The organism is Cellulomonas sp. APG4 (assembly GCF_009996735.1).
Classification (GTDB): domain Bacteria; phylum Actinomycetota; class Actinomycetes; order Actinomycetales; family Cellulomonadaceae; genus Actinotalea.
Genome location: NZ_JAACYI010000001.1, coordinates 231,664 through 244,970 on the forward strand (window position 1 = coordinate 231,664; position 13,307 = coordinate 244,970).

Annotated in this window: 14 protein-coding genes; 8 read left to right on the forward strand and 6 right to left on the reverse strand. The window is 74.7% G+C overall.

Annotated elements, in window-relative coordinates; genetic code table 11:
• Positions 1-25: 25 nt before the first annotated feature.
• The gene (locus GXB85_RS01050; RefSeq protein ID WP_370523929.1) at positions 26-1,018 is read right to left on the reverse strand and encodes a DUF3152 domain-containing protein; all 993 of its coding nucleotides are present in this window, start codon (positions 1,016-1,018) and stop codon (positions 26-28) included.
• Between the two features lie 70 nt (positions 1,019-1,088).
• Here GXB85_RS01050 and GXB85_RS01055 point away from each other — a divergent pair, with 70 nt between their 5' ends.
• Both GXB85_RS01055 and GXB85_RS01060 read left to right on the forward strand, forming a co-directional pair.
• Positions 1,089-1,742, forward strand: a complete 654-nt coding sequence (locus tag GXB85_RS01055; RefSeq protein WP_370523930.1) for a TetR/AcrR family transcriptional regulator — start codon at positions 1,089-1,091, stop codon at positions 1,740-1,742.
• 97 nt (positions 1,743-1,839) lie between these two features.
• On the forward strand, positions 1,840-2,070 hold the full coding sequence (locus GXB85_RS01060) for a DUF3107 domain-containing protein (RefSeq protein ID WP_202627404.1): 231 nt from the start codon (positions 1,840-1,842) through the stop codon (positions 2,068-2,070).
• Between the two features lie 44 nt (positions 2,071-2,114).
• Here GXB85_RS01060 and GXB85_RS01065 read toward each other — a convergent pair whose 3' ends face one another.
• Positions 2,115-2,843: a ferritin-like fold-containing protein gene (locus GXB85_RS01065; protein WP_161915769.1), complete on the reverse strand. Its 729-nt coding sequence runs from the start codon at positions 2,841-2,843 to the stop codon at positions 2,115-2,117.
• Positions 2,844-3,066: 223 nt separating this feature from the next.
• Here GXB85_RS01065 and GXB85_RS01070 point away from each other — a divergent pair, with 223 nt between their 5' ends.
• Both GXB85_RS01070 and GXB85_RS01075 read left to right on the forward strand, forming a co-directional pair.
• Complete coding sequence (locus GXB85_RS01070) at positions 3,067-4,833, forward strand: DEAD/DEAH box helicase (RefSeq protein WP_161915770.1); 1,767 nt, start codon at positions 3,067-3,069, stop codon at positions 4,831-4,833.
• Positions 4,834-4,873: 40 nt separating this feature from the next.
• A complete protein-coding gene (locus tag GXB85_RS01075) occupies positions 4,874-5,491 on the forward strand; it encodes a hypothetical protein (RefSeq protein ID WP_161915771.1) in 618 nt (205 codons plus the stop codon).
• A gap of 73 nt (positions 5,492-5,564) precedes the next feature.
• Here the strand turns inward: GXB85_RS01075 and GXB85_RS01080 are convergent, their stop codons facing one another.
• Together GXB85_RS01080 and GXB85_RS01085 are read right to left on the reverse strand one after the other, a co-directional pair.
• Positions 5,565-6,161, reverse strand: coding sequence for a MarC family protein (locus tag GXB85_RS01080; protein ID WP_202627442.1), 597 nt, complete (start codon positions 6,159-6,161; stop codon positions 5,565-5,567).
• A gap of 11 nt (positions 6,162-6,172) precedes the next feature.
• The gene (locus tag GXB85_RS01085) at positions 6,173-7,024 is read right to left on the reverse strand and encodes a PHP domain-containing protein (RefSeq protein WP_161915773.1); all 852 of its coding nucleotides are present in this window, start codon (positions 7,022-7,024) and stop codon (positions 6,173-6,175) included.
• Positions 7,025-7,089: 65 nt separating this feature from the next.
• Here GXB85_RS01085 and GXB85_RS01090 point away from each other — a divergent pair, with 65 nt between their 5' ends.
• Entirely contained in the window at positions 7,090-8,655 is a 1,566-nt protein-coding gene (locus GXB85_RS01090; protein WP_202627405.1) for an aminopeptidase P family protein, read from the forward strand.
• 9 nt (positions 8,656-8,664) lie between these two features.
• Here GXB85_RS01090 and GXB85_RS01095 read toward each other — a convergent pair whose 3' ends face one another.
• A complete protein-coding gene (locus GXB85_RS01095; RefSeq protein ID WP_161915775.1) occupies positions 8,665-9,312 on the reverse strand; it encodes a general stress protein in 648 nt (215 codons plus the stop codon).
• Between the two features lie 142 nt (positions 9,313-9,454).
• Here GXB85_RS01095 and GXB85_RS01100 point away from each other — a divergent pair, with 142 nt between their 5' ends.
• Together GXB85_RS01100 and GXB85_RS01105 are read left to right on the forward strand one after the other, a co-directional pair.
• Complete coding sequence (locus GXB85_RS01100) at positions 9,455-10,744, forward strand: magnesium transporter MgtE N-terminal domain-containing protein (RefSeq protein ID WP_161915776.1); 1,290 nt, start codon at positions 9,455-9,457, stop codon at positions 10,742-10,744.
• A complete protein-coding gene (locus GXB85_RS01105; RefSeq protein ID WP_161915777.1) occupies positions 10,737-11,240 on the forward strand; it encodes a DUF1003 domain-containing protein in 504 nt (167 codons plus the stop codon). The genes GXB85_RS01100 and GXB85_RS01105 overlap by 8 nt, the downstream gene beginning before the upstream one ends.
• Positions 11,241-11,276: 36 nt before the next feature.
• Here the strand turns inward: GXB85_RS01105 and GXB85_RS01110 are convergent, their stop codons facing one another.
• On the reverse strand, positions 11,277-12,071 hold the full coding sequence (locus GXB85_RS01110; protein ID WP_161915778.1) for a maleylpyruvate isomerase family mycothiol-dependent enzyme: 795 nt from the start codon (positions 12,069-12,071) through the stop codon (positions 11,277-11,279).
• 66 nt (positions 12,072-12,137) lie between these two features.
• Between GXB85_RS01110 and GXB85_RS01115 the strand changes: the two genes are divergently transcribed.
• Positions 12,138-13,280 (forward strand): Mrp/NBP35 family ATP-binding protein, encoded by a 1,143-nt coding sequence (locus GXB85_RS01115; protein WP_161915779.1) that lies wholly within the window; start codon positions 12,138-12,140, stop codon positions 13,278-13,280.
• Positions 13,281-13,307: the final 27 nt, after the last annotated feature.

Genomic DNA, 13,307 nt, shown 5'->3' on the forward strand with positions numbered 1-13,307 from the left:
TCCCCGTGCGGCCGCGCGGCCCGACTCAGCCCGCGTCGGGGAACGGCCACCCGTTCGGGACGCACGGGGCGACGACGACGGTCTGCTGCTGCATGAGCGGCGCGACCTCGCCCTCGCCCGGACAGTCCTCGTGACCGTGGCCCAGCAGGTGACCCACCTCGTGGTTCACGAGGTACTCGCGGTACTGCGTGCGGTCGGCGAACTCCTCGGTCGCGGTCGACCACCGCAGGAAGTTGAGCACCGCGTACCCGTACGCCCCGCACGAGTACAGGCCCACGGTCTCGAGCGGGGCGCACATCTGGTCCGTGAGCGCGGGGCTCGCGAGCGCGACGCGCAGGTCGGCGTCCTCGGCGTCGGTCCGGGCGAAGCTCACGGAACCGTCCGCACCCCAGCCGCGCGGGTCGTTGAGGATCTCCAGGACGGTCCGGGCGAACACCTCACCGTCGACGGGCAGCCCTTCCTCGACCTCGACGCGGACGGTCTGCACGGGGCGTTCGGGCACGGGGGCCTCACTCGCGCCCGGGACGACCACGAGCGTCCCCGTCGCGGACGCGGGGACCTCGGCCGAGAGCAGACCGGCAGCCCTGTCCGAGGCCATCAGGCCGTCGTCCACCGGGGGTGTGACCGGCTCGAGCGGCGCCGGCAACCGGGGCAGGTCCTCCCCCTCGGGCAGCCGCAGCGCGCCGGGAGCGGTCGACGCCGTGTCGCTCGACGGGCTCAGCCCTGCGCCGTCCACGACGTCGGGGGACGACGACGAGGTGGGACGAGGGTCGGCGGCCGCCGAGACCGGCGACTCGACCGTCTCGCTCGTGCGCACCGCGGCGACCGGTCCCGCAGCGGGCAGCCCTCCGGGCCCGAGCGCGACCGCGGTGCCCATCCCGGCCCCTGTCCCCACCACCGAGGCCAGCACGAGCGCGAAGGGCCCGAAGCGCAGGGCAGCGAGCCCGCCGCGGCGCACGGGGCGGCCGTGACGCGGGACGACGGCGGCGCTGCGGCGCGCGCTCCGGGGCTCGGGCACCGAGCCATGGTGTCATCCCCGCGGGGGTCACCGCAGCCCACGCCCGGCCCACGTGGCTAGCATCGACGGCGTGACGCCTCCTTCGCCCAGGGCACGCGCGGCGCGGATGCCCCGCGACGCGCGCCGGGCCCAGGTGCTGCAGATCGCCCAGGAGCTGTTCGCGCGAGAAGGCTTCCACCACGTCTCCATGGACGACATCGCCGACCGGGCACAGGTCAGCAAGCCCGTCCTCTACCGCCACTTCCCGTCGAAGCTCGACCTCTACCTCGCCGTCGTCGACCACCGGGGGCGTGCGCTCGTCGAGGCGGTCGACGAGGCGCTCGCAGCCGTGGCCGAGCGGGACGCGGGCGCGCAGGGCAAGGACGCCCCGCACGGCAAGGCCGTGGTGCGCGCGATCGTGCGGGCCTACGTCGAGTTCGTCGAGGACGCGGGCGACTCGTTCTCGCTGCTCTTCGAGTCGGACGTGACGCGCGACCAGGAGGTGCGCGCCCACGTCGAGCAGGCCTCGGCCGACGCCGCCGCCGCGATCTGCCGGGGCCTGCACGAGCTCACGGGCCTCGCGACGGAGCACGCCCGGCTGCTGAGCACCGCTCTCGTCGGGATGGCCACGACCGCCGCGACGTCGCGCTACCGGTCGCGCGAGGTCTCGGTCGAGGACGCCGTCGAGCTGGTCACAGGCCTCGCGTGGCGCGGCGTCGCGGGCCTCGTCCCCGCCCAGCCATGACGCCCTGAGCGGAATCGGGCCCCGTCGGCCGCCGCGCGTGCGCCCAGCCCCGCGCGGCCTGCCTAGGATGACGGCGCAAGCACCGCAGACGGAGGGGATGGACGTGGAGATCACGATCGGCGTGCAGAACGTCGCACGGGAGCTGGTCGTCGAGACCGACCAGCCCGCCGACAAGGTCGCCAAGGACGTCCTCGCGGCCGTCGAGAAGGGCGCACCGCTCGACCTGACCGACGCACGCGGACGGCGCGTCATCGTGCCGGCGGGGACGCTCGGCTACGTCGAGTTCGGCGGCGACGAGACGCGCCGGGTGGGCTTCCACAACATCTGAGTCCCGGCGCACGACAAACCCGGGGCCGGGGAGGGCGGGCGCGCTCAGGGCGTGAGGCCCAGGCGCTCCATGCGCCGCGTGTGCTCGGCCGTCAGGAGCGCGAACAGGCGCTGCTGGGCCTCCCCCGCGGCGTCGTCGCCGAGGGCCTGCACCAGCAGGTCACGCATGCGCGGGTTGTCGGCCAGCACCTGCTGGACCACCGACAGGGCCTCGCCGACGAGGCGGCGCCCCCACAGCGCGAGCCGCGAGTCCAGCGTCGCGTCCTCGGCACCGGCCGCAGCGAGCGTGCCGATCACGTGCCCCGCCTGGCCCTCGTCGCTGAGGACCTCCTCGACGAGGGCGCGCGTGGTCGCGTCCAGGGGCTGGGCCAGCAGCCGGCAGAAGTCGTCCGCGACGCCGTACCCCACGTAGGCCTTGAGCATGCGCTCCCACCACGTGCTCGGCTCCGTGCGCAGGTCGAACTCCTTGAGCACGCCCGCGAACGGGTCCATGACCTCGGCGAGGGCAGCGTCGCCCGCGTCGCCCCGCAGCTCGGCGACCCGGCCCGCGACGCGGTCGAGGCGCGCGAGGGCGACGCCCGCGGTCCGGCTGAGCTCGAGCCGCTCCGGCAGGCCCGGGGCGAGCGCGGCGTCGGCCGCCAGGCGCGAGAAGGCACCGAGCTCGCTGTAGGCGATCATCCCGAGGACCGCGAGGGCGTTGTCGACATCGTGCTCCCCCGGCTGGTCCGCGGACGTGCCGTCGGTGGTGGGCCGGAGCGGTTCGGTCGTCGCCATCCGGCCAGGCTAACGCCGGTGGGCGGGGACCCGTCCGCTACCCTGGGCACGTACATCGGTTGACCGGTCGTCCCGACATCCGCCGTCCGACCCGCTGCGCGCAGCGGGGCCCGGAGCACGGCACCCTCCACGATCGGCTGCCGGCCCCGCGCGCGGCGCGGCCCGTCCCCGGTCCTGAGGCCGGCCCGGCGTGTGGCCCCGCGCACCGACCACCGAGGACGACATGAGCACCACCACCGGTTCCAGCCCCGCGCCCGAGACCGCCTCCGGCCTGCCGACCATCACCGACGACGCCGCGCACGCGGCGGGCGACCCCCGCGCGACGAGCGTCCAGCTCACCGACGCGTCGTTCGCCGACTTCGACGTGCGCCCCGAGATCGTCGGCGCGCTCGCCGACGCCGGCATCACCCATCCGTTCCCCATCCAGGCGATGACCCTGCCCGTCGCGCTCTCGGGCCACGACATCATCGGCCAGGCGAAGACGGGCACCGGCAAGACCCTCGGCTTCGGCATCCCGCTGCTGCAGCGGGTCGTCGCACCGGACGAGGACGGGTTCGACGCACTGCCCGCACCGGGCAAGCCGCAGGCGCTCGTCGTCGTGCCGACGCGTGAGCTCGCCGTCCAGGTGGCGGGTGACCTCGAGACCGCGTCGCGGCGACGCTCGGTGCGCATCGTCCAGGTCTACGGCGGTCGGGCCTACGAGCCCCAGATCGAGACCCTCGGCCGTGGCGTCGAGGTGGTCGTGGGCACGCCCGGGCGCATGATCGACCTGATGAACCAGGGTCACCTGGACCTGTCACGCGCACGCACGGTGGTGCTCGACGAGGCCGACGAGATGCTCGACCTCGGGTTCCTTCCGGACGTCGAGAAGCTGCTCTCCCGCACACCGGCCTCGCGGCACACCATGCTCTTCTCGGCCACCATGCCCGGCGCCGTCGTCGCGATGGCACGCCGCTACATGACCCAGCCCACGCACATCCGCGCGAGCGACCCGAACGACGAGGGCCACACGCTCAAGGCGATCAAGCAGGTCGTCTACCGCGCCCACGCACTCGACAAGGTCGAGGTCCTCGCGCGTCTGCTCCAGGCTCGCGGCCGCGGCCTCACGATCGTCTTCGCACGCACCAAGCGCACGGCCGCCAAGGTCGCCGACGAGCTCACCGACCGCGGGTTCGCCGCGGGTGCGATCCACGGAGACCTGGGCCAGGGCGCCCGCGAGCAGGCGCTCCGCGCGTTCCGCTCGGGCAAGATCGACGTGCTCGTCGCGACGGACGTCGCGGCGCGAGGCATCGACGTCGACGACGTGACGCACGTGGTCAACTACCAGTGCCCCGAGGACGAGAAGACCTACCTGCACCGCACGGGCCGGACGGGCCGTGCCGGTCGTACGGGCACCGCGGTCACGTTCGTCGACTGGGACGACCTGCCGCGCTGGGGTCTGATCGACCGCGCGCTGGACCTCGGCTTCCCGGACCCGGTGGAGACCTACTCGAGCTCGCCGCACCTGTACACCGAGCTCGACATCCCCGAGGGCACCAAGGGCCGCCTGCCGCGTGAGGCGCGCACGCGCGCCGGCCTCGAGGCCGAGGAGCTCGAGGACCTGGGTGAGACGGGCAAGCGCCACACGCCCGCGGGCGGCCAGGGCCGCGGTCGCGGGCAGGGCGGGGCCCGCCGCGACGACCGGGGTGGACGCGGCAGCCGACGTGACGAGGGCCGCGAGGCCGGCGAGGGCGGTCGGTCCCGCCGCCGCACCAGGGGCGGGGCAGGCCAGGGTGCCTCGGACCAGCCCGAGGGTCGCACCGGTCCCGCCGACGGCGGCGCGTCCGGCGAGCAGGGCGGGGAGGCGACGCCGCGACGCCGCCGCAACCGTCGTCGCACGCGCCGCGGTGGTGCGGGCCAGGACGGCAGCGCTGGTCAGAACGGCAACGCTGGTCAGAACAGCAGTGCCGGGCAGAACAGCAGCGCCGGCGGGGCGGACGCGGGCGCCTGACCCGTTCCGCGCGCAGACGGCGGCACGGCAGGATGCCGGGATGAAGCTCTACGCGGACCACCCCGCCCGCCGTGCACGCCAGCTCGTCGGAGACCTGGGGGTGGTCGCGTGGGTCGTGGCCTGGGTCCTCGTGGGTCGGGCCGTCCACGCCGCCATCAGCCGGCTCGCGGCACCGGGTCGCACGCTCGAGGACGCGGGGGCGTCGCTCGAGGCGGGCCTCGGCGACGCCGCCGGCGGCGTGGCCGACGTCCCCCTGGTGGGCGAACGCCTCCGCAGCCCGCTCGATGCCGCAGGCGGCGCCGCCGGCACGATCACCCGCGCCGGTCAGGGCCTGCAGGACGGCGTCGCGCAGCTGGCCGACGTGGTCGCGCTGACGGTCGCGGCGTGGCCCGTGCTCGCGGTGCTCGCGGTGTGGCTCGTGGTCCGCGTGCGCTTCGCGCGTCGCGCGGGCGTCGCGAGCGCGCTCGTCGCCGCGGGCACGGCCGAGGAGCTCTTCGCGCTGCGCGCCCTCGCCCGCGCACCGCTGCCGGTGCTGCTGCGGGTGACCGACGACCCCGCGGGCGCATGGCGACGCCGTGATCCCGACGTGGTGCCCGCGCTCGCCGCCCTCGAGCTCCGGCGGGTCGGGGTCGACGCGCGTCCGGCACGGACCGTCTGACGAGCGTCGCCGACCCATGGTGCGGTGCGCATCTCGCGGCGCGTCCGTCGCTCGGTGCGCGCGTCGCGGCGCCTCAGCCGCCCTCGACGAACGCGCGTACGGCATCCGCCACGAGCTGCACCGCGATCGCGGCGAGCAGCAGACCCGCGATCCGCGACACCAGGATGGTCCCGGACTCCTTGAGCACGCGGTGGATGACGTTGGCGAAGCGCATCGACAGGAACAGGCACACGTGCACCGCGAGCACGCCGACGGCGATCGACACCCAGTGCGCGGGCTCCTCGGCGCGCTGCACGAAGACCATCGTCGCGACGATCGCGCCGGGCCCCGCGAGCAGCGGCGTGCCGAGCGGCACGAGCGCGACGTTGACGCCACGCGAGCCGCCCATGTCAGGCTCCTCCATCTTGCCCGTGAGCAGCTCCATCGCGACGAGCAGCAGGAGCAGACCACCCGAGGCCTGGAGCGCGGGCAGCGAGACGTGCATGTAGGCGAGCAGCTGCTGACCGAACAGCGCGAACGTCACGATCACGCCGAACGCCACCAGGATCGCCTGCCGCGCCGCTCGCGCGCGCTGACGCCCGGTCATCGCGCCCGTGAGGCCGAGGAAGATCGGGACCGTCCCCGGCGGGTCCATGATCACGAAGAGGGTCACGAAGACCTCCGCGAGCATCCGCCCGTCGATCACGCCCTCCACGGCCGCACCACCTCGATCGCTCCCGCGTCCTCGATGGCCGCGAGCGCCTCGCGGCTGGTCGTGCCCTCACCCAGCAGGTTGGGCTTGCCCTCGCCGTGGTAGTCGCTCGCGCCCGTCACGAGGAGCCCCAGCTCGGCGGCGAGCGCACCGAGCCGCGCGCGCTGCTCGGCGTCGTGGTCGCGGTGGTCCACCTCGATCCCCGCGAGGCCCGCGGCCGCGAGCTCGCGCACCACGTCGTCGGGCAGGATCCGACCGCGCGTGAGCGCGCCCGGGTGCGCGAGCACGGGCACGCCGCCAGCCGCGCGGACCAGCCCGACGGCGCGCAGGACGTCGGGTGCGTGGTGGGGCACGTAGTAGGGGGACCGCGCCGACAGGATGCTGGTGAACGCCGCGGAGCGATCGGCCACCACGCCCTTCGCGACGAGCGCATCGGCCACGTGCGGTCGCCCCACGGTGGTGCCCGGCTCGGTCTGCGCGAGCACGTCGTCCCAGGTGAGCGGGTGGTCGGCAGCGATCAGATCCACCATGTGGCGCGCGCGGGAGAGGCGCGCCTCCCGGATCGCGTCGGTCTCGGCGCGCAGCGCGGGCTCGTGCGGGTCGTGCAGGTAGGAGAGCAGGTGGACGCTCATCGGCCCCCAGCGGCACGACAGCTCGAGGCCCCGCACCAGCGCGACGCCCGTCGTGGGGACGGCCGCCGTCGCCTCGTCCCAGCCACGGGTCGTGTCGTGGTCGGTGAGCGCGACGACGTCGAGCCCCGCCCGTGCCGCCGCGGCCATGAGCTCCGCGGGTGCGTCGGTCCCGTCCGACGCGTGGCTGTGGGTGTGGAGGTCGATGCGCACGTGCACAGGGTAGGGCTGCACGACCTGGGACCTCGCACGCCGGCAGGGGTGCGACGATGGACGCCATGAGCGAGCAGAGCACCGGGGCGAACGCGCCCACGCCGCCCACCGCGACCGCCCCCGACGCACCCGGCACGACGCCGTCCGCGCAGGCCCTGACCGAGCGCGGCTCGAACCGCTCGCAACGACCGTCGTCGGCCGCGTTCCGGCGGTTCATCTCGGAGGGCTGGGCCGAGCGCACGAGTACCGCCCCCGGTGCCGGTCCGGCGGCGCCCTACACCGCCGTGCGGCGCGCGCGCCTGTCGGCACTGTTCCCGGGCGAGCGCCTCGTGGTGCCCGCGGGCCCGCTCGTGACCCGGTCCAACGACACCGACTACCGGTTCCGCCCGCACTCGGCGTTCGCGCACCTCACGGGCCTCGGCACGGACCAGGAGCCCGACGCCGTGCTGGTGCTGCACCCCGCAGACGACGGCCATGACGCCGTGCTCTACTTCCGGCCCCTCGCCGGCCGCGACAGCGAGGAGTTCTTCGCCGACGCGCGCTACGGCGAGTTCTGGGTGGGTGCGCGGCCGTCGCTCGACGACCTCGCCGCCGTCACCGGCATCCCGACGGCGCCCCTCGACGGCCTCGCGGACGCGCTCGCGAAGGACGTGGGCCCGGACGGCGTGCGTGTGCGCGTGGTGCCCGCGGCCGACGACGACGTCGCGGACCTCGTGGACCGGGCGCGCGCCGCCTCAGGACGCTCCGAGGACGAGCTCGCCGACGACGACGCCGAGCTCGCCGAGGCGCTGAGCGAGCTGCGGCTCGTCAAGGACGAGCACGAGGTCGCCCAGATGCGTGCCGCCGTCGCCGCCACGATCACCGGCTTCGAGCGGGTCGTGACGAACCTGGGCCGGGCCGTGGCCCACCCGCGCGGCGAGCGCGTGATCGAGGCGAGCTTCGACGGCGTCGCGCGCGAGGAGGGCAACACGGTGGGCTACGAGACCATCGCGGCCTCGGGCGACCACGCGACGACGCTCCACTGGATCCGCAACGACGGCGTGGTGCGGCGCGGCGACCTCGTGCTGATCGACGCCGGGGTCGAGGTCGAGACCCTGTACACGGCTGACATCACCCGCACGCTCCCGGTCGACGGGACCTTCACCGAGGTCCAGCGCCGTGTCTACACCGCGGTGCTCGAGGCCGCCGACGCCGCGTTCGCCGTGGTGCGCCCCGGGACCCGCTTCCGCGACGTGCACGCGGCCGCGATGGAGGTGGTCGCGGCACGTCTCGAGGAGTGGGGCCTGCTGCCGTGCAGCGCGGCCGAGTCGCTCGCCCCGGAGGGGCAGTTCCACCGGCGCTGGATGGTGCACGGCACGAGCCACCACCTGGGCCTCGACGTGCACGACTGCGCCCAGGCGCGCCGCGAGCTGTACCTCGACGCCGAGCTCGAGCCCGGCATGGTCTTCACGATCGAGCCCGGCCTGTACTTCAAGGCCGACGACCTGACGGTCCCCGAGGAGTACCGGGGCATCGGCGTGCGCATCGAGGACGACGTGCTCGTCACGGCCGACGGCTACGAGAACCTCTCGGCCGCGCTCCCGCGCCGTCCGGACGACGTCGAGGCGTGGATGCGCGGCCTGCGCGGCTGACCTCGCGCGTCAGGGCGCGGGAGGGGTGGGACCGTCGGGCCCGCCCGCGTCCGGGCGCGTGCCGGAGGACGGGTCCGTGCCCGACGACGGCCCCTGGGTGGGCTGGGTGGGAGCGGCGGGCTGGGTGGGAGCGGCGGGCTGGGCGGGCGTCTGCGCCCCGCGCCCGAGTCCCGGCGCGCCCGGCTCGAGCAGGAGGTTGCGCGCGGCGTGGGCGTGCTCGCTCGCGCACAGCACCGCGTAGGACGACGCGACGATCTGGCTCGACGAGGTGAAGTCGCGCTTGCCGCCCGTGAGCGCGTACGAGATCACCGAGAAGAGGATCCCGAACGCCGCACCGATCGCGATCGCCGGGAAGATCGGCAGCAGCGCGCCGTCGGCGTCCGCGAACAGCGAGAGCAGCAGCCCCACGAACAGACCGAACCACGCACCGGTCGCGAGGCCCGCAAGGGCGACGCGCGAGTAGGTGAGTCGCCCCGTGACGCGCTCGACCATGCGCAGGTCGGCACCCACGATCGTGACGTGCTGCACCGGGAACGCCTTGTCCGAGAGGTGGTCGACCGCCTTCTGCGCCTCGAGGTACGTCTCGTAGGCCGCGATCTGCTCACCCCGCGGCAGGGTGGGCACGGCGGGGACGCGGGTCGAGCGGTTCATCGTCATGTGTCCGATTCTTGCCCACACGGGCCGTGAGGGCCACGGGGGTGCCGGCGCGGATGCCCGCGTGGGCCGGCGGGCACCACCTTCTCGTCGCGACCGGGCCCGCCACCCCGCCGCCGACGCGTCCCGCCACTACGCTGACGGCGTGAGCAGCCCCGGGACCCGCGTCTTCGCCGCGCGCCTGGCCGGGACCGCGGTCTTCGACCCGATCGGGGACCAGGTCGGCCGTGTGCGCGACGTCGTCGTGCTGCTGCGCGTCAAGGCCGCGCCGCGCGCCGTCGGGCTCGTGGTCGAGGTGCCCGGGCGGCGGCGCGTGTTCCTGCCGCTCACGCGCGTCACGAGCATCGACGCGGGCCAGGTCATCTCGACGGGCCTGGTCAACATGCGGCGCTTCGAGCAGCGGGCCTCCGAGACCCTCGTGGTGGGCGAGCTGCTGGACCGTCGCGTCGACCTGGTGGACGGCTCGGGCGGTGCCACGATCGTCGACGTCGCGATCGAGCAGCAGCGCACGCGCGACTGGCTGCTCACCCAGCTCTACGTACGCCGTCAAGCGGGCAAGGGGCTCGGCCTGCGCCGGCGCGGCGAGACGCTGCTCGTCGAGGTGGACCAGGTGCGCAGCCTCGCGGCGGGGGCGGACCTGCAGGGCGCCGAGCTGCTGCTGGCGTCCTACGACGACCTCAAGCCGGCCGACCTGGCCGACGTGCTGCACGACCTGGGCACCATCCGCCGCCTCGAGGTCGCGGCCGCCCTCAACAACGACCGCTTGGCCGACGTGCTCGAGGAGCTGCCCGAGGACGACCAGGTGGCGATCCTCTCGGGCCTGAGCGTCAACCGGGCGGCCGACGTGCTCGAGGCCATGCAGCCCGACGACGCCGCAGATCTGCTGAGCGAGCTGCCCGTCGAGCAGGCGAGCGAGCTCCTCGAGCTCATGGAGCCCGAGGAGGCGCGCGACGTGCGCCGCCTGCTCGCGTACGAGGACGACACCGCCGGCGGTCTCATGACCACCGAGCCGGTGGTGCTCGGGCCCGAGACGCCGATCGCCGCCGCGCTCGCGCACGTGCGCCGCCAGGACCTGACGCCCGCGCTCGCGTCGATGGTGTTCGTCTGCCGGCCACCGCTCGAGACCCCGACGGGGCGGTTCCTCGGCGTGGTCCACCTCCAGCGCCTGCTGCGCGAGCCCCCGCACGAGCCGATCGGCGGGCTCATCGACGCCGAGATCGAGCGCGTCACCCCTGACGCCCCGCTCGGGATGGTCACGCGGCTGCTCGCGACGTACAACCTGCTGGCTCTGCCGGTGGTCGACGAGGAGCGCCGTCTGCTCGGCGCGGTGAGCGTCGACGACGTGCTCGACCACCTGCTCCCGGACGACTGGCGCGAGGCCGACACCGAGGAGACCGACCGGGCGATGACCGAGCAGGAGGTGCCGCGTGGCTGACCGCCTCGACCAGCCGCGCGAGTCCCGCCGGTCGCTGCCGCGCCCGCACTTCGGGCCGGACACGTTCGGCAAGCTGTCGGAGTCGATCGCGCGGTTCCTGGGCACCCCACGGTTCCTCGTGTACCTCACGGTGTTCTGCGCCGCCTGGCTCGCGTGGAACAGCTGGGGGCCCGAGCACCTGAGGTTCGACAGCGCCGAGTACTACTTCACCGCGCTCACGCTCATGCTGTCGCTCCAGGCCAGCTACTCCGCGCCGCTGATCCTGCTCGCCCAGAACAGGCAGACGGACCGGGACCGCGTGGCCGCCGAGCAGGACAGGCAGCGGGCCGAGCGCTCGCTCGCGGACACCGAGTTCCTCGCGCGCGAGATCGCGGCGCTGCGCATCGCGCTGAGCGAGGTCGCGACGCGCGACTTCGTGCGCTCCGAGCTGCGCAACCTGCTCGAGGAGATGCAGGCGGCCGACGACGACACCCCGACGCGCGACGACCGCGCCTGACGCCTCTCTCCGCTGCCGACCCACGTCGGCGACGTGCTACTGAGTCGCCTCGGCCAGCAGGCTCCGGAGACGCTCGAGCACGGCGCCGTCCCCCTCGACGGTGAGGGCCGTCGAGCCCCCGCGACCCCACAGCCACAGGTCGAGGTCCCACGCGTGACCGGTGACCACGAGGTCGTCGGTCCCGCCGTCGTCCTCGACGAGCACGGCCGCCGCATCGAGGTCGTACGCGGTGCCCGAGGCAGGGCTCGTGCCGGTGAAGCGGCCCAGGCCCAGCACCCAGGACGCGCCCGCGTTCTCCGCGACGAGGCGCACGGTCACGCCGTCGGGGGTGAACGCACCCCAGGCCGGGACCCCGTCGACCATGACCCGCAGCACCTCGTCGACGCCGTCGGCCGCGAGGTCGACCGCAGGCGGGGTCACCTCGTGGCCCGCCGTCAGCTGGGCGTCCACGCGGTGCACCAGGGCCTCGTGCGCCTGCCTGCGCGCGACCCAGCCCACCGAGCCGCCGTCCTCGTGCCACGACCAGCAGGGCTCGCCCGGCTCGCGGCGGCTCAGCGCCGCGAGCAGCGCGGTGCCCGCGGTCGCGGCGAACGTCGCGAGGTCGGCCTCGTCGGGACGCGCGACCGCGGGCGGCTCGCCACCCTCGGGTCCGCGCGCGGCCACCTCGGCCCAGGACTGCTGCACCTCGCCCAGGTGCCAGAGCAGGTCGGCAGCGGTCCACCCGTCGCACGTGGGCACCGGCGTGGTGGGATCGACACCCGCGAGGGCCTCGAGGAAGCGCTCGGACTCCTCGCGCAGGGCTGCCAGGTAGACCTCGTGCCGGAGCGTCATGGGCCGAGCCTACGCATCGGAGGGGGTGGGTCGAGAGGCCCGCGCGGGGCGACCTACGATGGCTGCATGTCCTCCCCCACCGTCGAGTCCGTGACCGCCGCCCTCGCGGGCGTGATCGACCCGGAGATCCGCCGCCCCATCACCGAGCTCAAGATGGTGCGCTCGGTCGACGTGACGCCCGGGGCCGACGGCGCGCAGGTGGTCGTGGGCGTCGACCTGACGACGGCGGGCTGCCCGCTCAAGGACACGATCACCAAGGACGTCACGTCCACCGTGCAGGCACTCGACGGCGTGGCCTCGGTGCGCGTCGAGCTGGGCGTCATGAGCGACGAGCAGCGCACCGAGCTGCGCACCCAGCTGCGCGGCGGTGCGGCCGAGCCGGTGATCCCGTTCGCCCAGCCCGACAACCTCACGCGCGTGTACGCGATCGCCTCGGGCAAGGGCGGCGTCGGCAAGTCGTCGGTCACGGCGAACCTCGCGGTGGCCATGGCGGCCGAGGGCCTCAAGGTGGGGGTGGTCGACGCCGACGTCTACGGCTTCTCGATCCCGCGCATGCTGGGCGTGACTCACCAGCCCACCAAGGTCGACGACATGATCCTGCCGCCCGTCGCGCACGGCGTGAAGGTGATCTCGATCGGCATGTTCGTGCCCGCCGGGCGCCCGGTCGTGTGGCGCGGACCGATGCTCCACCGCGCGCTCCAGCAGTTCCTCGCCGACGTCTTCTGGGGCGACCTCGACGTGCTGCTGCTCGACCTTCCGCCCGGGACGGGCGACATCGCGATCTCGGTCGCGCAGCTGCTGCCCTCGAGCGAGCTCGTGGTGGTGACGACCCCGCAGGTCGCGGCGGCCGAGGTGGCCGAGCGCGCGGGTTCGATCGCGCTCCAGACGCGTCAGCAGCTGGTCGGCGTGGTCGAGAACATGTCGTGGCTCGAGCAGCCCGACGGCAGCCGGCTCGAGATCTTCGGCAGCGGCGGCGGCCAGCAGGTCGCCGACAACCTCGCGACCGCCTCGGGCGCACCGGTGCCCCTGCTGGGTCAGGTCCCGCTCGACGTCGCGCTGCGCGAGGCGGGCGACGGCGGGACCCCCGTGACGCTCGCACGCCCGGACTCCCCCGCCGCTGTCGCCCTGCTCGAGGTCGCGCGCTCGCTCGCGCACCGGTCGCGCGGGCTCGCCGGCAGGCGCCTCAACCTCTCGCCCGTCTCGGGCTGACGGCGGGGCGCCCGCGGCGCCCCATTC

Coding starts and splice junctions, on each gene's coding strand:
- GXB85_RS01090 (WP_202627405.1), top strand. CDS start 7,090: ATGAGCGAGCAGAGCACCGGGGCGAACGCGCCCACGCCGCCCACCGCG.
- GXB85_RS01110 (WP_161915778.1), bottom strand. CDS start 12,071: ATGACGCTCCGGCACGAGGTCTACCTGGCAGCCCTGCGCGAGGAGTCC.
- GXB85_RS01080 (WP_202627442.1), bottom strand. CDS start 6,161: ATGCTCGCGGAGGTCTTCGTGACCCTCTTCGTGATCATGGACCCGCCG.
- GXB85_RS01060 (WP_202627404.1), top strand. CDS start 1,840: ATGGACGTGGAGATCACGATCGGCGTGCAGAACGTCGCACGGGAGCTG.
- GXB85_RS01115 (WP_161915779.1), top strand. CDS start 12,138: ATGTCCTCCCCCACCGTCGAGTCCGTGACCGCCGCCCTCGCGGGCGTG.
- GXB85_RS01095 (WP_161915775.1), bottom strand. CDS start 9,312: ATGACGATGAACCGCTCGACCCGCGTCCCCGCCGTGCCCACCCTGCCG.
- GXB85_RS01070 (WP_161915770.1), top strand. CDS start 3,067: ATGAGCACCACCACCGGTTCCAGCCCCGCGCCCGAGACCGCCTCCGGC.
- GXB85_RS01075 (WP_161915771.1), top strand. CDS start 4,874: ATGAAGCTCTACGCGGACCACCCCGCCCGCCGTGCACGCCAGCTCGTC.
- GXB85_RS01065 (WP_161915769.1), bottom strand. CDS start 2,843: ATGGCGACGACCGAACCGCTCCGGCCCACCACCGACGGCACGTCCGCG.